The 21,353-nt window shown below is 70.7% G+C and carries 15 protein-coding genes; all 15 read left to right on the top strand.

Annotated elements, in window-relative coordinates:
• Window positions 1-37 precede the first annotated feature (37 nt).
• The 15 genes from FHR37_RS25530 (at window position 38) to FHR37_RS25460 (ending at window position 21,327) form a co-directional block, all read left to right on the top strand.
• A complete protein-coding gene (locus tag FHR37_RS25530) occupies window positions 38-1,177 on the top strand; it encodes an ABC transporter ATP-binding protein (protein ID WP_092890223.1) in 1,140 nt (379 codons plus the stop codon).
• The gene (locus FHR37_RS25525; protein WP_330831770.1) at window positions 1,174-1,824 is read left to right on the top strand and encodes an ABC transporter permease; all 651 of its coding nucleotides are present in this window, start codon (window positions 1,174-1,176) and stop codon (window positions 1,822-1,824) included. The genes FHR37_RS25530 and FHR37_RS25525 overlap by 4 nt, the downstream gene beginning before the upstream one ends.
• Complete coding sequence (locus tag FHR37_RS25520) at window positions 1,794-2,591, top strand: ABC transporter permease (protein WP_378079541.1); 798 nt, start codon at window positions 1,794-1,796, stop codon at window positions 2,589-2,591. The genes FHR37_RS25525 and FHR37_RS25520 overlap by 31 nt, the downstream gene beginning before the upstream one ends.
• Window positions 2,592-2,673: 82 nt before the next feature.
• Entirely contained in the window at window positions 2,674-3,594 is a 921-nt protein-coding gene (locus FHR37_RS25515; protein ID WP_092890220.1) for an ABC transporter substrate-binding protein, read from the top strand.
• A 363-nt stretch (window positions 3,595-3,957) separates the two neighbouring features.
• The gene (locus FHR37_RS25510) at window positions 3,958-5,274 is read left to right on the top strand and encodes a YeeE/YedE family protein (protein WP_092890217.1); all 1,317 of its coding nucleotides are present in this window, start codon (window positions 3,958-3,960) and stop codon (window positions 5,272-5,274) included.
• Window positions 5,275-5,530: 256 nt separating this feature from the next.
• Window positions 5,531-7,189 carry a histidine ammonia-lyase gene (hutH, locus tag FHR37_RS25505; RefSeq protein ID WP_092890214.1) on the top strand — a complete coding sequence of 553 codons (1,659 nt, stop codon included), beginning with the start codon at window positions 5,531-5,533 and terminating at the stop codon, window positions 7,187-7,189.
• The gene (gene hutU / locus FHR37_RS25500) at window positions 7,186-8,970 is read left to right on the top strand and encodes a urocanate hydratase (RefSeq protein WP_092890211.1); all 1,785 of its coding nucleotides are present in this window, start codon (window positions 7,186-7,188) and stop codon (window positions 8,968-8,970) included. Before hutH ends, hutU begins: the two co-directional genes overlap by 4 nt.
• Window positions 8,967-10,226 (top strand): allantoate amidohydrolase, encoded by a 1,260-nt coding sequence (locus tag FHR37_RS25495; protein ID WP_092890208.1) that lies wholly within the window; start codon window positions 8,967-8,969, stop codon window positions 10,224-10,226. The genes hutU and FHR37_RS25495 overlap by 4 nt, the downstream gene beginning before the upstream one ends.
• Before the next feature lie 18 nt (window positions 10,227-10,244).
• On the top strand, window positions 10,245-11,636 hold the full coding sequence (locus FHR37_RS25490; protein ID WP_092890205.1) for a formimidoylglutamate deiminase: 1,392 nt from the start codon (window positions 10,245-10,247) through the stop codon (window positions 11,634-11,636).
• 194 nt (window positions 11,637-11,830) lie between these two features.
• Entirely contained in the window at window positions 11,831-14,023 is a 2,193-nt protein-coding gene (locus FHR37_RS25485) for a M4 family metallopeptidase (protein ID WP_175542839.1), read from the top strand.
• Window positions 14,024-14,324: 301 nt separating this feature from the next.
• The gene (locus FHR37_RS25480; RefSeq protein ID WP_092890199.1) at window positions 14,325-16,535 is read left to right on the top strand and encodes a M4 family metallopeptidase; all 2,211 of its coding nucleotides are present in this window, start codon (window positions 14,325-14,327) and stop codon (window positions 16,533-16,535) included.
• Between the two features lie 481 nt (window positions 16,536-17,016).
• Window positions 17,017-18,909 carry a molecular chaperone DnaK gene (gene dnaK / locus FHR37_RS25475; protein ID WP_179771028.1) on the top strand — a complete coding sequence of 631 codons (1,893 nt, stop codon included), beginning with the start codon at window positions 17,017-17,019 and terminating at the stop codon, window positions 18,907-18,909.
• Complete coding sequence (gene grpE, locus FHR37_RS25470; protein ID WP_092890821.1) at window positions 18,906-19,646, top strand: nucleotide exchange factor GrpE; 741 nt, start codon at window positions 18,906-18,908, stop codon at window positions 19,644-19,646. Before dnaK ends, grpE begins: the two co-directional genes overlap by 4 nt.
• Before the next feature lie 23 nt (window positions 19,647-19,669).
• Window positions 19,670-20,860, top strand: a complete 1,191-nt coding sequence (dnaJ, locus tag FHR37_RS25465) for a molecular chaperone DnaJ (RefSeq protein WP_092890818.1) — start codon at window positions 19,670-19,672, stop codon at window positions 20,858-20,860.
• Window positions 20,857-21,327, top strand: a complete 471-nt coding sequence (locus FHR37_RS25460) for a heat shock protein transcriptional repressor HspR (protein ID WP_092890815.1) — start codon at window positions 20,857-20,859, stop codon at window positions 21,325-21,327. Before dnaJ ends, FHR37_RS25460 begins: the two co-directional genes overlap by 4 nt.
• The last annotated feature ends 26 nt before the right edge of the window (window positions 21,328-21,353 follow it).

Here is a 21,353-nt window from a genome sequence, read left to right as displayed (position 1 = left end):
GCGACCAATGTGTGCTCGTCGACCGAGGAGGGCCGACGTGATCGAGTTCGAATCCGTGACCAAGCGTTACCCCGACGGAACCGTCGCGGTCGACCAGGTGGACCTTCGGGCTCCGTCCGGTGAGATCACGGTGCTCGTCGGGCCCTCCGGATGCGGGAAGACGACCTCCCTGCGGATGATCAACCGCATGGTGGAGCCGACGTCGGGCCGCATCCTGATCGACGGCAAGGACACCGGCACGACGAATCCCGCGCAGCTTCGCCGCGGCATCGGTTACGTCATCCAGCACGCCGGCCTGTTTCCCCACCGCACGGTGGTCGACAACGTGGCGACCGTTCCGTTGCTGCTGGGGTGGAACAGAAAGAAGGCGCGCGCACACGCTGCGGAGCTGATCGAACGCGTCGGTCTGGACGCCCATCTGGGCGACCGTTATCCCGCGCAGCTGTCCGGCGGGCAGCAGCAGCGGGTGGGTGTGGCGCGGGCGCTGGCCGCCGATCCTCCGGTGATGCTGATGGACGAGCCGTTCAGTGCCGTCGACCCGGTCGTACGTGAGAGCCTGCAGGAGGAGTTCCTGCGCCTGCAGGACGAACTCGACAAGACGATCGTGTTCGTCACGCACGACATCGACGAGGCGATCAAGCTGGGAGACCGGGTGGCGGTTTTCCGTACCGGCGGGCGACTCGCGCAGTTCGCCGAGCCGAAGCGTCTCCTGGAGCACCCGGCCGACGAGTTCGTCGCGGGCTTCGTCGGCAAGGACCGCGGCTACCGCGCCCTGTCGTTCACCCCGGCCGACGGCATCTCCCTCGACGACGAGCCGACCGTCCGGCTGGGCGCCCCGATCGCCGACGCCCGGAAGGCGGCCGTCGACGGCTGGGTGCTGGTCGTCGACGACGAGCGCCGTCCGCAAGGCTGGCTTGACGCACAGAACTCCCCGCAGGACGCGGTGGACAGCGACCACCTCAACCGCGCCGGCACGGTGGCGTCGGCGGAGGGCTCCCTGCGCGGGGTGCTCGACGCCGCGCTCTCCTCGCCCACCGGACGCGGCGTGGTCGCCGACCCGGCCGGCCGGCTGCTCGGCACCATCACCGCGGGCCCCGTGCTCGCCCGGCTCGACCAGCCGACCGCCGGCCGGGGCGCGCCCGATCAGTCCCCCGAGCCGGAGGTCGCAAACCCGTGATCTCCTGGCTTCGCGACAACGCCGGCACCGTCGCGTCGTACTTCCTGCAGCACGTCTGGCTGGCGACGCTGCCGCTGGTGATCGCCCTGGTGCTGGCGATCCCGCTCGGCTGGGTGGCCAGGCGTTATGGCTGGCTGCACACGCCGATGATCGGCCTCACCGGCCTGCTCTACACCATTCCGTCGCTGGCGCTGTTCGTCGTGCTGCCGCTCATCCTGGGTACTCAGATCCTCGACCCGATCAACGTCGTGGTGGCGTTGACGATCTACTCGCTGGCGCTGCTGGTCCGCACCGTGGCCGACGGCCTCGGCTCGGTTCCGGGCGACGTCGAGCAGGCGGCGACCGCGATGGGCTACACCGGTTTCCGCAGGTTCTTCGCCGTCGACCTGCCGGTGGCGGTGCCGGTCATCGCCGCGGGCATGCGGGTCGCCGCGGTGTCCAACGTCAGCCTGGTCGCGGTGTCGGCGCTGCTCGGCGTACCCCAGCTCGGCCTGCTGTTCACCGACGGGCTCAACCGCGACTACTTCCCGCCGCTGGTCGCCGGCATCGTGCTGTGCGTCCTGCTCGCCCTGGCGCTGGACGGGCTGATCCTGGTGCTGACCCGGCTGCTGGCCCCGTGGCAGCGCATCGCGAGGGGGACATCGTGATCTCGTCGGTGATCGGCTGGTTCGGCAATCCGGACAACTGGACCGGGGACGGCGGCATCCCGGTCCGGCTGCTCCAGCATCTGGAGTACTCCCTGGCGGCCCTGCTGATCGCGGCGCTGATCGGCATCCCCCTCGGCCTCTACATCGGGCACACCGGGCGCGGCGCGTTCCTCGTCGCGGGCCTCGCCAACTCCCTGCGCGCGCTGCCCTCGCTGGGCCTGCTCGTGGTGATGGCGCTGCTGCTGGGGTCCCGGATCCACGGCGACCTGGTCTACGTCATCCCGAGCATCCTCGTCCTGGTCGTGCTCGCCGTCCCACCGATCCTGGCCAGTACGTACTCCGGGGTGCAGGGCGTCGACCCGGCCGCCCGCGACGCGGCGTACGGCATGGGCATGACCGGCATGAGCGTGCTCACCAAGGTCGAGGCGCCGTGCGCACTGCCGCTCATCCTGTCCGGCGTACGCAGCGCCATGCTGCAGATCATCGCCACCGCCACCATCGCCGCGATCACCTCACTCGGCGGCCTCGGCCGGTTCATCGTGGACGGCCAGGCGGTCCGCGACTACGCCCAGATGGTCGGCGGCTCGATCCTGGTCGCCGCGCTGGCGATCGTGGTCGAGGCGGTGCTGGCGCTGGTGCAGCGGCTGGTGGTCCCCGCCGGCCTCACCAGCAGGGCACAGCGACGGGCGTCGGCGGTCTCCGCCGAACGCACCGAGCCGGAGCCGGACGCCGAGGTCGGCCGCGAAGAACTCGCCGGAGTCCGCTGACAGACCCCTACGCCTGACACGCCCCGGAACTCCGGCGCGACCAGGCCGTGCACCACCGTCACCCACCAAGGAGATACCCGTCATGAAGTTCGCAAAGATCGCCGCCGCGGCGACGGTCGCGTTGCTCGCCCTCGCCGGGTGCGGTGGCGGCGGCAACCCGATGACCGAGAACACCAAGGCTCCCGCGACCAAGGCGCCGGCCGACACGATCGTGGTCGGCTCCGCCGACTTCCCCGAGAGCACGCTGATCGGTGAGATCTACGCCGGCGCGTTGCGGGCCAAGGGAGTCAAGGTCACCACGAAGTTCGGCATCGGCGCCCGCGAGATCTACCTCAAGGCGCTCGAGGACGGGTCGATCGACCTGATCCCCGAGTACACCGGAAACCTCCTGCAGGCGTTCGACGAGAAGACGAAGGCCTCCACCTCCGCCGACGTGTACGCCGAGCTGAAGAAGGCCACACCGAGCAAGCTCACCGTGCTCGAACAGGCCACTGCGGAGGACAAGGACGCGGTGGCGGTGACCAAGGAGACCGCCGCGAAGTACAAGCTGAAGAAGCTCAGCGACCTCAAGCCGGTCGCCGGCAAGCTCGTGCTCGGCGGCCCGCCGGAGTGGAAGACCCGCGAGCGTTCCGGCGTCCCCGCGCTGGAGAAGGTGTACGGCCTGAAGTTCAAGGGCGACTTCAAGTCGCTCAAGGGGACCCTGCTCCCGCAGGCGCTGGCCAACGGCCAGGTCGACGCGGCCAACATGTTCACCACCGACCCGGTGGTGCAGAAGAACGGCTTCATCCTGCTCGAGGACGACAAGGCCCTCTTCCCGGCGCAGAACGTCGTACCGCTGATCAACAAGTCCAAGGCGTCGCCGAAGGTCGAGGAGGCGCTGAACGGCGTCTCGGCCAAGCTCGACACCAAGACGCTCCTCGCCCTGAACACCCAGGTCGTCGTGGACAAGAAGGACGCGTCCGCGGTGGCCAAGGAGTGGCTCACCAAGAACGGCCTCGTCTGAGCCCCACCCAGGGCTGAGCCACCCAGGCTGAGCCACCCAGGCTGGGCCAAGGGTTCGTACGGGAGAAACCGGTGGGCGCCGGCTTCGGGAGACCGGAGCGGGTGCCCACCGGTTTCGTGTCTCCACCGCCTGCCGATCGTCCACATTCCGAGTTCGGTGTCCGCTGATCGAGACGGCCGTTCGGCGAACGCGACGAATGCGGCTTATCGTGGCCGCCATGCGTAACCCGGCCGGCCAGCTCTGCCTGGCCCTGTTCGCCACCGAGCTCGTCCTCGTCGACGACGAGCTCTGCCGCTGAACCCTCGCTCGCATCGCGCGAGCGGCGCCGAAATCCTGAACTTCCCCTCAGCAGAGAGTGCGCCCATGTCCAGCGGCACCACCTCCCCCTCCACATCCGCGTCCACCGGCACCGGAGTCCTGTCCAGGACCGCCTCCGGGCCGGCGCGCTTCCTGACCGGCGCCACGTCCGCGCCCACCCCGCAGGCCGCACCACTCGGCCGCGTCTCCCGGGTGCCGCTGGTGATCGCCACCCTCGCCACGATCGCGCTGGCCGCCTACGTCTGGGTGTCGTACGGCGCGAAACCCGGGGTGCTGCTCCTGCTCGGCGCCGGGCTCGGTGTCGCGCTGTTCCACTCCAGGTTCGGCTTCACCTCCGCGTGGCGGCAGCTGGTCGCGGTTGGCAACGGCGCGGGCCTGCGTGCGCACGCGCTGCTGCTCGGCACCACCGCGACGTTGTTCGCGCTGGTCATCGGCACTGGTACCGGCCTGTTCGGCAGCGTTCCCGCACCGAGTGCCGGCCCGCTGGGCGTCGGCCTGCTGGTCGGCTCGTTCCTCTTCGGTGCCGGCATGCAGATCGGCGGCGCCTGCGCGTCCGGGACGTTGTTCGCGGTCGGCTCCGGCCAGTCCACGATCGTGCTCACCCTCGGCGGCTTCATCGTCGGCTCGGTCCTCTACGCCTGGGCCTACCCGGTCGTCGACACTCTGCCGGCCCTCCCGCCGTACGTCCTCGCCGACCACGTCGGCTGGCTGGGGTCGTGGGCGATCACGATCCTCGCGCTGCTCGTGGTCGTCGCGGTGACGCGTGTGGTGCAGGCCCGCCGGGTGCCGCCGCCGGTCGCACCGGTGCCGACCAGTCGCGGCGTACTGCGGGCGGTTCGCGGCTCGTGGCCGCTGTGGGTCGGCGCGGTCGTCCTCGCGGTGCTCGGCGCCGCCGTCCTGGTGGTGTCCGGCGGTGCCTGGGGCGTGACCAGCGCGTTCACCCTGTGGGGTTCGAAGGCGCTGCAGGCGGTCGGTTTCCACCCGGAGACCTGGGCGTACTGGCAGGAACCCAAGCAGGCGCAGTCGCTCGCCGGCCCGATCCTCACTGACAAGACGAGCTTGACAGACATCGGCATCATGCTCGGCGCCGCGGTGGCCGCGGCCGCCGGTGGCGCGTGGACGCTGCACCGCCGCATCCCGGCGGGTACGGCGATCGCCGCCGTGCTCGGCGGAATCCTGATGGGCGTGGGTGCCCGGCTGGCCGGCGGCTGCAACATCGGCGCGTACCTCGCCGGTATCGCGTCCGGCAGCCTGCACGGGTGGGTGTGGGGGCTGTGCGCGCTCGCCGGTACGTGGGTCGGCCTGCGCGGCCGCGCCGCGTTCGGGCTCGCCAACCCGCGCCGCGACGACAGCGTCTGCTGACGTACGCCGGCGACGGTCTTCGTACCGCCAGGGGCTGACGGCAGCCATCGACCACCGGCAGCCACTGGCCACCGGAAGTGGATGGCTGCCGGTGGCCAGTGGTTGGCGGTGGTCGGTGGTTGACGGCACCGGCTGACCTGCCGGTGCTGCCGTCGTCGCCGTCGAATGTTCACCGCACCGCTGCGTGCACGTGCTATCACGTAAGGGATTCCCGCCAACGCTGGCACAGCGGCCTCGCGCGCAGTGGAATTGGTGCATGGTCGACTTCGCCCAGGCCGACACCGTCCAGGTCGGCACCGGCCCGCTCACCGAGGCCGACGTCGTCGCGGTGGCGCGGTACGCCGCACGGGTGATTCTCGCCCCCGAGGCGCTGACCGCGCTGGCCGCCGGGCGGGCGGCGGTGGAGCGGCTCGGCTCGTCGACCTCGCCGGCGTACGGCATATCCACCGGTTTCGGTGCACTCGCCACCCGGCACATCCCGCGGGAGTCCCGGGCCAGGTTGCAGCGCAGTCTGATCCGTTCCCACGCCGCCGGATCTGGTCCGGAGACGGAGACCGAGGTCGTCCGGGCGATGATGTTGCTGCGCCTTTCCACCCTCGCCACCGGCCGGACCGGCGTACGGCCGGAGACGGCGGAGGCGTTGCAGGCGCTGCTGAACGCCGGGATCACGCCGGTTGTCCCGGAGTACGGCAGTCTCGGATGCTCCGGTGATCTGGCCCCGCTGGCACACGTGGCGCTGGCCCTCACCGGAGAGGGCGAGGTCCGTACCGCAGTCGGCTCCGGGCTGGAGGCGGCCGGCATGGTGCAACCCGCCGCCCAGGCCCTCGCGGCGGCCGGCATCGCCCCGGTCGTGCTGGCCGAGAAGGAGGGCCTCGCCCTCATCAACGGCACCGACGGCATGCTCGGGATGCTCGTCCTCGCCTGCCACGACCTGGACCGGCTGATCCAGACCGCGGACCTCACCGCCGCGATGAGTGTGGAGGCGCTGCTCGGCACCGACCGGGTGTTCGCGCCGGAACTCCAGGCGTTGCGTCCGCATCCGGGCCCGACCGCGGCGGCCGCCCACATGCGGGCGCTGCTGGCCGGGTCCGCGATCGTGGCGAGTCACGCCGGCCCCGCCGACACCCGCGTCCAGGACGCGTACTCCCTGCGATGTGCCCCACAGGTCAACGGCGCGGCGCGGGACACGCTGGCGCACGCGCGGACGGTGGCGGAGTACGAGCTCGCCGCGGCGATCGACAACCCGGTGGTGCTGCGGGACGGGCGGGTGGAGTCCAACGGAAACTTCCACGGCGCGCCGCTCGCGTACGTGCTCGACTTCCTCGCGATCGTCGCCGCCGACGTGGCGAGCATGTCCGAACGCCGGACCGACCGGTTCCTCGACGTCGCCCGCAACCACGGCCTGCCGGCGTTCCTCGCCGACGACCCGGGCCTGGACTCCGGCCACATGATCGCGCAGTACACCGCGGCGGCGATCGTCAGCGAGCTGAAGCGGCTCGCCGTGCCGGCCAGCGTGGACTCCATCCCGTCCTCGGCGATGCAGGAGGACCACGTGTCGATGGGCTGGTCGGCGGGGCGCAAGCTGCGGTTGTCGGTGGACGGTCTCACCCGGGTGCTGGCGATCGAGTTGCTGACCGCCGCGCGGGGACTGGACCTGCGGGTGCCGCTGGCGCCGGCACCGGCGACCGCGGCGGCGCTGCGCGAGCTGCGGCTGCGGGTCTTCGGCCCCGGACCGGACCGGCAGCTGTCCCGGGAGATCGACGCCGCGGTGGCCGTGGTCACCGACGGGCTGGCCCTGGCCGCCGCCGACACGGTGCTCGAGCGCGGCGCACTGGCGGAGGGCGGCGGTCCGGACGAGGCTGGTGGGGGCGGCGGCGACCAGCCGCACCGACCACGGCCAGGAGGTGCCGGATGACCCACCCGCCGGTCGACTCGCACTCGGGCGACTCACACGCCAGCGGCCCGCGCACGGTGACGGCGCCGCGCGGCACCACGCTGCACGCCCGCGGCTGGCCGCAGGAGGCGGCGCTGCGGATGCTGCAGAACAACCTCGACCCGGAGGTGGCCGAGCATCCGCAGGACCTCGTTGTGTACGGCGGAAGTGGCCGGGCCGCCCGCGACTGGGCGAGCTTCGACGCTCTCGTCCGTACTCTCACCACGCTCGCCGACGACGAGACGATGCTGGTGCAGTCGGGCCGGCCGGTCGGGGTGCTGCGTACCGACGAGTGGGCGCCGCGGGTGCTGATCGCCAACTCCCACCTGGTGCCGGACTGGGCGACGTGGGAGGAGTTCCGCCGGCTGGAGGCGCTCGGCCTCACGATGTACGGCCAGATGACCGCCGGCTCGTGGATCTACATCGGTACGCAGGGCATTCTGCAGGGCACGTACGAGACGTTCGCCGCGGTCGCGGCCCGGCTCGCCGAACGCGGCGTCACCGCTCCGGACGCGGCCGGCTCGCTGGCCGGGACGCTCACCGTCACCGCCGGTCTCGGCGGGATGGGCGGTGCCCAGCCGCTCGCGGTGACCATGAACGGCGGCGTGGTGATCTGCGTGGAGTGCGACGACAGCCGGATCCGACGCCGGCTCGACCACCGCTACCTCGACGTCCGCGCGGACTCCCTCGACCACGCGCTCCGGCTGGCCGAGGAGGCGGTGCGGGCGCGGCGGCCGCTCTCGGTCGGGGTGCTCGGCAACGCCGCCGAGGTGGTGCCCGCGCTGCTGGCCCGCAGCGCCCCGGTCGACGTGGTGACCGACCAGACCTCCGCGCACGACCCGTTGATGTACCTCCCGCTCGGGGTGGGCTTCGACGACTGGGCCGCTGAGCGCGCGCGTGACCCCGCGGGGCTGGTGGAGCGCGCACGGGAGTCGATGGCCCGCCACGTCGAGGCGATGGTGGGCTTCCTGGACGCCGGCGCGGAGGTGTTCGACTACGGCAACTCCATCCGCGACGAGGCCCGCAAGGGCGGGTTGACACGGGCGTTCGCCTTCCCCGGTTTCGTTCCGGCGTACATCCGGCCGCTGTTCTGCGAGGGCAAGGGACCGTTTCGCTGGGTGGCGCTGTCCGGCGACCCGGCCGACATCGCGCGTACGGACAGGGCGGTGCTCGAGCTGTTCCCGGACAACGAGCCGCTGGCCCGGTGGATCCGGTTGGCCGGTGAACGCGTCCACTTCCAGGGACTGCCCGCGCGGATCTGCTGGCTCGGCTACGGCGAACGCGACCGCGCCGGGCTGCGGTTCAACGAACTGGTCGCGTCGGGAGAGGTCTCGGCGCCGATCGTGATCGGCCGCGACCACCTCGACGCCGGCTCGGTCGCCTCCCCCTACCGCGAGACCGAGGCGATGGCCGACGGCTCGGACGCGATCGCCGACTGGCCGCTGCTGAACGCGATGGTGAACGTCGCCTCCGGCGCCGCCTGGGTCTCCCTGCACCACGGCGGCGGCGTCGGGATCGGCCGGTCGATCCACGCCGGCCAGGTCACCGTCGCCGACGGGACGCCCCTCGCCGCCCGTAAGCTCGCCCGGGTGCTGGGAAACGACCCGGCCACCGGTGTCATCCGGCACGTCGACGCGGGGTACGAACGAGCCGAGGAGACCGCGCGCCGGCTCGGCGTCCGCACACCCATGCGGGAAGGGCCGGCGGAAGGTTCGGCGGAAGCGTCGGCGGAAGGTTCGGTGGAAGGATCCGTGCAGGCATGACAGCGGCCGGGAGTGGCTCGTTCGGGAACGACTTCGAGCAGCTGTGGAAGGCCCTCGCCCCGATCGGCCGGGACGACCGGACCGGCGGGTACCGCCGCTACTCGTGGACGCCGGCGCACCAGGAGTGCGAGCGGTGGTTCCGCGACGAGGCCGGCCGCCGTGACCTCACCGTGGAGGCCGACGGCAACGGCAACCTGGTCGCGTGGTGGCGGCCGGATCCCGCGCGGGTGACCGGCGGCGTCGTCACCGGCAGCCACCTCGACTCCGTACCCGACGGCGGCGCGTACGACGGGCCGCTCGGCGTGGTCTCGGCGTTCGCCGCGCTGGACGCGATCCGGGCCGGTGGCGCTGCTGCCGGGGCCGGGGCGAGCGCGCCGACCCGGCCGCTGGGCATCGCGGTGTTCGCCGAGGAGGAGGGCGCGCGGTTCGGCGTGCCCTGCCTGGGCTCGCGGCTGCTGACCGGAGCGCTGGAGCCGGACCGGGCGCGTGGCCTGCGAGACGCCGACGGCGTACCGCTCACCGACGCGATGGAGCGGGCCGGTGTGCCCGTCGACCTCGGGCCCGCACCCGGCCTGCTGCGCGCGCCGTCGGCGTTCGTCGAGCTGCACGTCGAGCAGGGCAGGGCCCTCGCCGACCTGGGCGCGCCCGTCGCCGTCGCGAGGGACATCTGGCCGCACGGCCGCTGGCGGTTCGAGTTCGGCGGGCGGGCCGATCATGCCGGGACGACCGCGATGGCCGACCGGCACGACCCGATGCTGACGTACGCCATGACCGCGCTCGCCGCCAACAAGCGGGCCCGGCTCACCAACGCCCGGACGACGTTCGGCCGGGTGCGGGTCGAGCCGAACGCCACCAACGCCGTGCCTTCCCTCGTCCGCGCCTGGCTGGACGCCCGCGCCGCCGACGAGGCGAGCCTGGACGCCCTGGTGGAGGAGATCCGCCGCCAGGCCGGCGACCGCGCCCAGCGCGACGGCACCCGGCTGGAGGTGCACCCGGAGTCGTGGACGCCGCGGGTGGAGTTCGACGTACGCCTGCGCGACCGGGTGGCCGCCCGGCTCGGTTCACCGCCGGTGCTGTCCACCCAGGCCGGGCACGACGCGGGCATCCTCGCCGCCGCCGGGATCCCGGCCGCGATGCTGTTCGTCCGCAACCCCACCGGCGTCTCGCACGCGCCGGAGGAGTACGCCGAACCCGCCGACTGCCTCGCCGGCGTGGACGCGCTGGCCGCGGTCCTCACCGACCTGCTGGCCGGATAGCCGAACCGGGCGCACGCCATGAACCCGGAGCCGACCGCGTACTGGTGCGCCCTCGCCTGGCTGCCGCCCGGCCGGGTCGAGGCCGGCGTGCTGGTCGAGGTGGCCGGGACGCGCATCGAGGCCGTCCGCACGAACGTCCCGCGGCCGCCCGCCTCCGCCGTACAGCTGCCCGGCCTCACCATCCCCGGCCTGGCCGACGTGCACTCGCACGCGTTCCACCGTGTGCTCCGCGGGCGAACCCAGGACCCGCCCGGCGGCGACGGTGGCAACAGCGGCGCGGGCACCGGCACGTTCTGGACCTGGCGGGACCGGATGTACGAGGTCGCAGAGCGACTGGATCCCGACAGCTACTACGACCTCGCCGTCGCGGTGTACGCCGAGCTGGCCCTGGCCGGGGTCACCTGCGTCGGTGAGTTCCACTACCTGCACCACGGGCCGGGCGGGCGCCGCTACGACGACCCGAACGCGATGGCCGACATGCTGGTCGCCGCGGCCCGGACCGCCGGCATCCGGATCTGCCTGCTCGACGCGTGCTACCTCACCGGCGGGATCGGCGCGCCGCTGACCGGTGTGCAGGAACGCTTCGGCGACGGGGACGCCGAACGATGGGCCGGACGCGTGGACGCCCTGCACGAGAGGTACGCCGGCGCCGACGACGTGACGATCGGGGCCGCGGTGCACTCGGTCCGTGCCGTACCCGCCGAGCAGTTGCCGACCGTGGCCGCGTGGGCGCACGCCCGGGCCGCGCCACTGCACGTCCACGTCGCCGAGCAACCCCGCGAGAACACCGACTGCGTCGCGGCGTACGGCATGGATCCGGTACGCCTGCTGTTCGAGCGCGGCGTCCTCGGCCCCCGGACCACGGCGGTGCACGCCACGCACCTGGACGATGGCGGCGTCGGGCTGCTCGCCGAGACCGGGACGACCGTGTGCCTGTGTCCCACGACCGAACGCGACCTCGCCGACGGACTCGGCCCCGCGGGCGCGCTGGCCCGGGCCGGCGCCACCCTCGTCCTGGGCAGCGACAGCCACGCGGTGGTCGACCTGTTCGCCGAGGCCCGCGCGCTGGAGTGGGGTGAGCGGCTCGCCACCGGCCGCCGCGGCCACTGGCCGGCGTCCGCCCTGCTCACCGCGTGCACCGAGGCGGGCCACCGCGCGCTCGGCTTCCCGGACACCGGGGTGATCGAGGCCGGTGCCCGGGCCGACCTGGTGAGTGTCCGGCTGGACTCGGTGCGTACCGCCGGGACCGACCCGGCCCACGCCGCGCAGACGGTGGTGTTCGCCGCCACGGCTGCCGACGTCCACGCGGTGGTCGGCGGCGGCGTGCAGGTGGTGGCCGGCGGCCGGCACCGACGGGTGGACGACGTCGCCGGCCGGCTGGACGCCGCCATCCGCGCCGCCCTGGCGTGAGACCGGGAGTTCGCCCGCCCGTTGATCACACGCGGTGCCCGCGCTGCTACAGTGCGTGGGTGTTCGTACGCTCTCGTCGGCATTTCGACCCGATGGCGGGGTTTTTTCCACAGATCCTCCGCTTCCTCCCGCCCGATCTGCCTTACGCTCCGGTCAGTTCTCTCTTCCCAGACGACACCCTCGGGGGGTCCCACGTGAGATCGCGTCGCCTGGTCGGCGGTCTTGCAGCCCTCGCCACCGCTGTCAGCGGTTCGGCGCTGGTTGCCATGGCCGTGCCGGCCAGCGCGGGCTCGAGTACGAGTCCCGCGTTCGCTCGCACCACCACCCCGGACGCAGTCGTGTCGCAGCGCGGCAACGACGGGTCCGTACGCGTCATCGAACCCAAGGGCGGCACCATTGCCCGCCCCAGGGGCGTGGCCGCCGACGCCAAGCCGGAGACGGCCGCGAAGGCGCACCTGTCCACCTACGCCAAGGCGTTCGGCGTCAGCAGCTCGCAGCTGACGGCGGCCTCGTCGACGAAGCTCGCCAACGGCTCCGCGGTCCGCTTCGACCGATCCGTCGACGGCGTCCCGGTGTTCGCCGGCCAGCTGGTCGTCGCACTGGACCAGTCCAACAACCTGCAGTTCATCGCGGGCGAGACCGGTGGCAAGCCCACCCGTTCGTTCCCGAGCGTCGGAAAGCTCCAGGCGAACAAGTTCGCCGGTGTTGCCAGGAAGGTCGTCGCGACCCGGGAGAAGCTCGGCTCGACCGCGGGCCTGAAGGTCCGGTCCGAGGGGCGTAACTGGTACGACGGCTCCATCCTCGGCGTGCCCGGGGCCAAGGGCGTCCAGCCGGTCTACACCTACGTCGTCGGCGACGCCCGGCGCGCCCTGCAGTACCGCGTCCTCGTCGACGCCTCCACCGGCAAGGCCGCACTGGCCTACTCGCTCACCGAGCGCGCGCTCAACCGCGTGGTCTGCGACGCCAAGCGCCGGGTCGACGCGGACACCACGTGCGACGGCGACGCCAACCCCTACGCGCGGGTGGAGGGCCAGGGCCCGTCCGGCGTGGCCGACGTCAACAAGGTCTACGACTTCTTCAAGGACACCTCGGTCCGCTACGCGAGCTACGTCAACCTCGACCTGACGAAGCTCATCGGCATCGACTACGGCGACGGCAAGGGCAAGGCGCTGCGGGCCACGGTGCGCGTCTGCACCTCCGACCCCAACGGCTGCCCGTTCGCCAACGCCTACTGGGACGGCCAGCAGATGGTCTTCGGCGAGGGCGTGACCACCGACGACGTGACGGGGCACGAACTGACCCACGGCGTCACCGAGCGCACCGCCGCCCTGGCGTACCTCTACCAGTCCGGTGCGATCAACGAGGGCCTGTCGGATGCGTGGGGTGAGATCGTCGACCTCACCAACGGAAGCGCCGACGACACCGCGGCCAACCGCTGGAAGATCGCAGAGGGCTCGTCCCTGGGCGTGATCCGGGACATGAAGAACCCCAACGCCTACGACCAGCCGGACAAGATGACCTCCGGCATGTGGTACGACGACGTCAACTTCGAGGACAACGGCGGCGTCCACTACAACAGCGGGGTCTTCAACAAGTCGGTCTACCTGCTCGCCGACGGCGCGTCCTTCAACGGCTACACCGTCCGTGGCCTGGGCCTGGCGAAGACCGCGAAGGTCCTCTGGACGACCCAGAACCTCCTCGCCCCGGGCGCGGACTACAAGGACGTCTTCTACACCATGCCGCTGGCCTGCCGGAAGAACATCGGCCAGGTGGGCACCTACATCACCGAGGACGACTGCCAGCAGGTCGACAAGGCGGTTCGGGCCACCGAGATGTACAAGGACCCGGTGCGCGGCAGCGCCAAGAACGTCGACTACTGCGCCAACGGCACGTCGCCCAAGGCCAGCTACACCGAGGGCTTCGAGTCCAAGAGCGGTGGCTGGACGTTCCAGGGCAACTGGGTGCTCTCCAGCGAGGTCGGCATGCCCTACGCCACCGTCGGCAAGGACTCCGCCACCTCGTGGACCAATGCGGGCGACAACGTTGCGCTGACTCAGAAGGCGGGCGTGAAGATCCCGGCGGGTTCGTACCTTCGCTTCGACCACTCCTACCTGATCGAGAACGGCGACGGAGCGAGGATCGAGTACAACTCGGGCTCGGGTTGGCACGGGATGGCGGCTCTGCCCAACGTCAACGGTGAGGACACCCCGGCCGCTCAGTTCGGCGGCCTGAAGAGCTTCGCGGGTACGTCCAACGGCTTCGGCGGAACGCGGTACGACCTGTCCAGCCTGTCGGGCAGGACGGTGCAGTTCCGCTTCCACTCCAAGGTGGGGACGGACACCTCCTACTGGTGGGTCGACAACCTGAAGATCTACACCTGCGGCTGATCCGCGGCGCACCTGTCGCGTAGCCGAGGGAACGACGGCCTCGGTACCAACCGGAAACGGTTGGTACCGAGGCCGTTTCGTACCCGCCGCTTCGTACTCCCCGAACGCGTCGAGTGACGCGATCTAGCGCACGGTGACCGGGTCGTCATGTCCGGTTTCTGGTATCTCGGGGGGACCTGGGATTTACGGGATCTTGGGTATCCAAATCGTCCGATTTGCCACTAGGCTCCTCGGGCACTGTCTGCGCGGCGATCTTCGGCGCGCGAGGTCACGTCACGCTCCGGACCAATGGGGGTTACTTGTGAAGTACCGACGCACAGTCGGCGGCATCGCCGCCCTGGCGACGGTCGTCAGTGGGAGCGCTCTGGCGCTCGCCGCACCGTCATATGCCGGCACGATGTCCGGCCCGAGCTTCTTGCCCAAGAAGGCGGACAGCTCGATCAAGGTTCTAGAGGGGTCCGACGGCGACGTCACCGGCATCGCGGCCAAGGGGTCGGCGATCAAGCTGCCGAAGGGGACGTCCGCGTCTCCGAAGGCCGCGGCCAAGGCACACCTGCAGAACTTCGCGGGCAAGCTCGGTGTCGACGCCGCCCAGATGAAGACCGTCAGGTCGCAGAAGGTCGACGGCGGCAACGTCGTGCGGATGCAGCAGGAGATCAACGGCATCCCCGTCGTCGCCGGTGAGCTGGTCGCGTCTCTCGACAAGCAGAACAACCTCGAGGCGCTGCTCGGCAAGACCGCCAAGGGTTCGGTGCAGGCGCCGAAGAAGCTGTTCAGCGCCGGCGCGAGCCGGGTCGTGGCGCGCGAGTATGTCGCCAAGAAGGCGGAAGTGTCCGCCGCCAAGCTCGAGGTCAAGAGCGAGGGCCGCTGGATCTACAACCCCTCGCTGCTGGATGCGCCCGGTGCGCCGGTCAACCGCGAGACGCTGAAGTTCCAGGTCAACACCCCCGACCACGCCGTCGACTACACCGTCTTCGTCGACAGCGGCTTCCACACCGTCGCGCTGGCCGTCAGCAACAACCACGCGGCGCTCAAGCGCGACATCTGCGACCTGAACAACAAGGACGCCGGTGACCTGGACGGCGCCAAGTGCGACGGGTCCACCAACAAGTACACCCGCCGCGAGGGTGGTGCGAAGTCCGGCATCGCCGACGTCGACAAGGTCTACGACAACCTCGGCGTGGTCTCCAAGTGGTACGCCTCCTACGCCGGCCTGGACGTTTCCACGTTCATCGGCGGCGACAGCGGCACGCTGAGGGCCTCCACCCGTACCTGCCTCTCCCAGCTGCAGCCGGGCTGCCCCCTGGCCAACGCGTTCTGGAGCGACGGCATCGGTCAGATGGTCTACGGCGAGGGCGTGACCGGCCTCGACGTGACCGGCCACGAGCTGACCCACGGCGTGACCTCGAACACCTCCGCGCTCTTCTACGCCTACCAGTCGGGCGCGATCAACGAGTCGGTCTCCGACACGATGGGCGAGCTGATCGACCTGGCCGCCAACCCCGGCAAGGCCGGCAGCGACCAGGGCTGGCTGATCGGTGAGGACGAGCACCCGGCGTCGCCGGACCTGCCCGCGCCGCTGCGCAGCCTGAAGGACCCGACCAAGTACGACCAGCCTGACCGGCTGACCTCCTCGCTGTGGACCGCCGACCAGCAGTACCGCGACAGCGGCGGTGTGCACACCAACAGCGGGCCGGGCAACAAGACCGCCTACCTGCTGACGCAGGGCGACACCTTCAACGGCTACACCATCCGTGGTATCGGCCTGGCGAAGGCGTTCAAGATCTACTGGACCGCCGAAAACCTGATGACCTCGGGTACGGACTACAAGGATCTGTTCAACGTCCTGCCGCTGTCCTGCCGTAAGAACATCGGCAAGACGGGCACCTACATCACCGAGGACGACTGCGCCCAGGTCGACAAGGCCGTCCGCGCGACCGAGCTCTACAAGGACCCGGCCAACGCCGCCCCGGTTGCCACGCCGTACTGCACCACCGGCAACGTGAAGTCGTCCTACGTCCAGACCTTCGACGCCACCCCGTCGGACTGGTCGATGGCCGGTGGCGCCGGCCTGACGAAGTCGGCCTACGACTTCGACTATGTCAACACCGGCAAGGACGCGCTCGCGCTGTTCACCCAGCCGGCGAGCGGGCCCTACCCCGCGGTCACGACCAGCACGGCGATGTCCGCCAAGAAGACGATCCCGGCCGGTAGCTGGCTGCGGATCGACTACGCCACGCTGTTCGGCCTGTACCAGCCGTCCGCTGGTGCCACCGCCAAGCTGGAGTACGACGACGGCAGTGGGTGGAAGAACGCCAACAACCTGCCCGGCTCCGTCAACGGTGGCCCGTGGACCCAGCACGACTCCCACGGCTGGGCCTCGGCGAAGTACAACCTGCTGACCCTCACCGGAAAGAACGTCCGGTTCCGGATCACGGTCAGCGGTGTCGCGGGCGACGGCGACGCGTCGATCATGACGGTGGACAACTTCAAGATCTACACCTGCGCATGACCGACCTCGGGTGGCCGAGCCAGGTGAGCCGCCGCGTCGGCGGAGCAGCCTGCAGGAGTAGCCACTCGTAGTCACCACGGTACGAAACCGAGAGGGCCCCGAGATCACCACCGGTGATCTCGGGGCCCTCTCGCATGCCCGCCCGCTGCCGCCGCGACGGCGACCGCGGGCCGGGGTTCGAGTCGGGCGCCGGCGGGCAGGCGTCCCGGCAGTCGCCCTGAGCTGCGGCCTCGCCGCCCCGGCCTACCCGGAGGAGACCCTGAGGCGACCCTGAACTTGAGCCGACCTGACTCACCTCTGTTGACTGAAGCGCGCTAGGTCGGCACTATTGAGCCGGTTGCACTCAAGGCTGACAGGTCGGATCCCGGCCGTCCGCCCGCGGGGGTGACACCAGCACGATCACGCAGGCGCATCGCACACACGACACCAGATCCATCCGCACGGCGTCCGCCGGCGGCTCTCAACTCGGAGGCTTGTGGTTATGTCTCGTTCGGTCGGTATCGATCTTGGTACGACGAATTCTGTGGTGGCGGTTCTTGAGGGTGGGGAGCCGACGGTTGTGACGAATGCGGAGGGTGCGCGGACGACTCCGTCGGTGGTGGCGTTTGCGAAGAATGGTGAGGTGTTGGTGGGGGAGGTGGCGAAGCGGCAGGCGGTGACGAATGTTGATCGGACGATTCGTTCGGTGAAGCGTCATATGGGGTCGGATTGGTCGGCGTCTGTGGATGGGAAGCCGTTTACGGCGCAGCAGATTTCTGCGTTTGTGTTGCAGAAGTTGAAGCGTGATGCGGAGGCGTATCTGGGGGAGTCGGTGACGGATGCGGTGATTACCGTGCCGGCGTATTTTTCGGATGCGCAGCGTCAGGCGACGAAGGAGGCTGGTGAGATTGCTGGGCTGAATGTTCAGCGGATCATCAATGAGCCGACGGCGGCTGCGTTGGCGTATGGGTTGGACAAGGGGTCGGATCAGACGATTCTGGTGTTCGATCTGGGTGGTGGCACGTTTGATGTGTCGTTGTTGGAGATTGGTGAGGGTGTGTTCGAGGTGAAGGCGACCTCGGGTGACAATCTTTTGGGTGGGGATGACTGGGATTCGAAGATCGTGGACTGGCTGGTGGGTCAGTTCAAGAACAAGCATGGTGTGGATCTTGGGGCGGACAAGATCGCGAAGCAGCGGCTGACGGAGGCTGCGGAGAAGGCGAAGATCGAGTTGTCGTCGGCGTCGGAGACGTCGATCAATCTGCCGTATGTGACGTTGGGTGAGTCGGGTCCGTTGCATTTGGATGAGAAGTTGACTCGTGCTGAGTTCCAGCGGTTGACGGGGGATTTGTTGGAGCGGTGTCGTCGTCCGTTCCAGCAGGTGTTGCGGGATGGCGGGGTCGAGGTGGCGAAGATCGATCACGTGATTCTTGTGGGTGGGTCCACGCGGATGCCTGCGGTGGCTGAGTTGGTGCGGGAGTTGACGGGTGGTAAGGAGCCTCACAAGGGTGTGAATCCTGATGAGGTGGTGGCGATTGGTGCGTCGTTGCAGTCGGGTGTGTTGCGGGGTGAGGTGAAGGATGTCCTGTTGTTGGATGTCACTCCCCTGTCCCTCGGCATCGCCACCAAGGGCGGCGTGTTCACCAAGATCATCGAGCGCAACACCACCATTCCCACGAAGCGTTCCGAAGTCTTCACGACTGCCGAGGACAACCAGCCCTCGGTGATGATCGAGGTGTTCCAGGGCGAACGCGAAATGGCCCGGGACAACAAGTCGCTCGGCAACTTCGAGCTCACCGGCCTGCCGCCCGCTCCCCGGAACGTCCCGCAGATCGAGGTGGCGTTCGACATCGACGCGAACGGCATCGTGCACGTGTCGGCGAAGGACCTGGGCACGGGTCGTGAGCAGAAGATGACGGTCACCGGTGGATCGGCGTTGCCGAAGGACGACATCGACCGGATGGTCCGGGACGCGGAGCAGTACGCCGAGGAGGACCGCAGCCGCCGTGAGGCCGCGGAGCTTCGCAACCAGGCCGACAGCCTCGTCTACCAGACGGAGAAGTTCGTCGCGGACAACCCCGACAGCGTTCCGGCCGAGGTCAAGTCGGAGGTCGAGCAGGACACCGCGGCCTTGAAGAAGGCCCTCGAAGGTGAGGACGCCGACGCGCTGAAGGCGGCCTTCGACAAGCTGTCGGAGTCGCGCACCAAGATGGGTTCGGCGATCTACGCCAACGCCCAGCAGTCCCAGGGCGCCCCGGCCGGCGAGGCCGGCGACGCCACCGGCAGCGGTGACGGCTCCGCCGCCGCGGACGACGACGTGGTCGACGCCGAGATCGTCGACGACGACAAGCCCGCCGGTGCCGCGGGCGACGAGGGACAGGGCGGTCAGAAGTGAGCCAGGCCGAGGAACACGAAGGACCCGTGGTCCACGACCGGCGGCGCATCGACCCGCGCACCGGGCAGATCCGGGAGGAGGCGCGCGCGACCGCGCCTTCGCCCGGCGCCGGCGAAGCGGCCGAACCCGACGCGGGGGCCACTGCCACGACCGGTGAGCCTGGCGGTGCCGAGGAGGCCTCCGCGGCGTCCGCCGCGGAGGTGGAGGCGCTCAAGCTGGCCGTCGCCGAACGCACCAACGACCTCAAGCGGCTCCAGGCGGAGTACGTCAACTACAAGCGGCGGGTCGACCGCGACCGGCAGGCCAACCAGGAACACGCCGTCGGCAGCGTGCTGACCGAACTCCTCCCGGTCCTCGACGACATCGGCCGGGCCCGTGAGCACGAGGAGTTGTCCGGCGGGTTCAAGGCGGTGTCCGAGGCGCTGGAAACCTCGTTGTCCAAGCTCGGGCTGGTGAAGTTCGGCGAGGCCGGCGACGAGTTCGATCCGCGGGTGCACGACGCGCTCATGCACGCGTACTCCGACGACGTGTCGGGGCCGACGTGCTCGGCCATCCTCCAGCCGGGCTACCGGCTGGGCGAGCGGGTGCTGCGGCCGGCCCGGGTCGCGGTCACCGAACCCACCGTCGGGCTGCCGCCGGAGCAGGCGGCGCAGAGCGCCGACGCCGAGCCGGCCGCCGGGGCGGACGAAGGTGCCACGGCGGGCGCCGATGACCAGCCGCCGACCGACAACGGCTGAGCAAGGGGGAGGTGGGGAGCACCATGGGCACCAAGGAATGGCTCGAGAAGGACTTCTACAAGGTGCTCGGCGTCTCCAAGGATGCGAAGCCCGAGGAGATCAAAAAGTCCTACCGCAAGCTCGCCCGGGCCAACCACCCCGACGCCAACCGGGGTGACGCCAAGGCGGAGGAGCGGTTCAAGGAGGTTTCCGAGGCCTACTCCGTCCTCTCCGACCCGGCCAAGCGCAAGGAGTACGACGAGGCTCGGTCGCTGTTCGGTGGAGGCGGGTTCCGCTTCCCCGGCGGCGGCGGAGGAGCCGGCGGCCAGGCCGGCGGCGGTTTTCCGTTCGACCTCGGCGACATCTTCACCCAGCAGCAGGGCGGCAACCGCGGGGGCGGCGGTCTGGGCGACATCCTCGGTGGCATCTTCACCGGCGGGCGCACCCGGACCCCGCCGGGCACCCGCCCGCGCCGGGGCGCCGACGTGGAGACCGAGGTCACCATCGGCTTCCGGGACGCGGTCGACGGTGTGACGGTCCCGCTCCGGATGACCAGCGACGCGCCGTGCCCGGCGTGTTCGGGCACCGGCGCGAAGGCCGGCACGATGCCGCGGGTGTGCCCGGACTGCGAGGGCGTCGGGATGCGGGCCACCTCCCAGGGCGGCCGGCTGGCGATGACCGAGCCGTGCCGCTCCTGCCGGGGCCGCGGCCTGGTGGTCGACAACCCGTGCCCCACCTGCCACGGTTCGGGCCGGGCGGAGTCGGCCCGCACGATGCAGGTGCGCATCCCGGCCGGGGTGTACGACAACCAGCGCATCCGCCTGCGCGCCAAGGGCGCCGCGGGCGAGCGGGGCGGACCGGCCGGCGACCTGTACGTCACCGTGCACGTACAGGCGGACGAGCGGTTCGGCCGCAAGGGCGAGCACCTCACCGTCACCGTGCCGATCTCGTTCCCCGAGGCGGCGCTCGGTGGTGAGGTGAAGGTGCCCACGCTCGCCGGCCCGCTGGTCACCCTGAAGGTCCCGCCGGGCACACCCAACGGCCGTACGTTCCGCGTACGCGGCAAGGGAGCGGCCCGCCGGGACGGCACCAAGGGCGACCTGCTGGTCACCGTGGAGGTGGTCGTTCCGGACCATCTCGACGACAAGGCCCGGGAAGCCCTCGACGCCTACCGCCGGGCGACCGGAAGCGACGCGGCGCGCGGTGAGTACGACGGGAAGGAAGGCGTCCGATGACGGGTACCCGTGCCGGCGCGCCGGACGGCTCACGCCGCTCCCGGCCGGCCTTCGACGTGTCGATGGACGCCGAGACGCCGGTGTACGTCATCAGCGTCGCGGCCGAGCTCACCGGCCTGCACCCGCAGACCCTTCGCACCTACGACCGGCTCGGCCTGGTTCGGCCGGGCCGGTCGGGGGGCGGGGGCCGGCGCTACTCCCTCCGTGACATCGAGACCCTGCGGCACGTCATCGAGCTCACCGCCGCAGGCATCGGCCTGGAGGGCGTGCGCCGGATTCTCGAGCTGGAGTCCGTCGTCGAGGCGCTCGGCGGTCGGGTGCAGGAGCTGGAAGGCGCTCTCGAGGACGCCCGGCTGATGTTCGAACGCGCCGCCGAGCAGGCGGCCTTCCTCCCCGAGCTGCTGCCCCGCCCGAGCCAGGCCGTCGTGGTCTGGAAGGGCCGGACTCGGCGCCGGCGACAGCCCTGATCTCGCGGACCACCATGACCCAGGGC

Origin of the sequence: Actinopolymorpha cephalotaxi (assembly GCF_013408535.1) — a bacterium.
GTDB lineage: Bacteria > Actinomycetota > Actinomycetes > Propionibacteriales > Actinopolymorphaceae > Actinopolymorpha > Actinopolymorpha cephalotaxi.
Note: the sequence above shows the minus strand (reverse complement) of the source record. Positions and strands in the feature narration are given on the sequence as shown.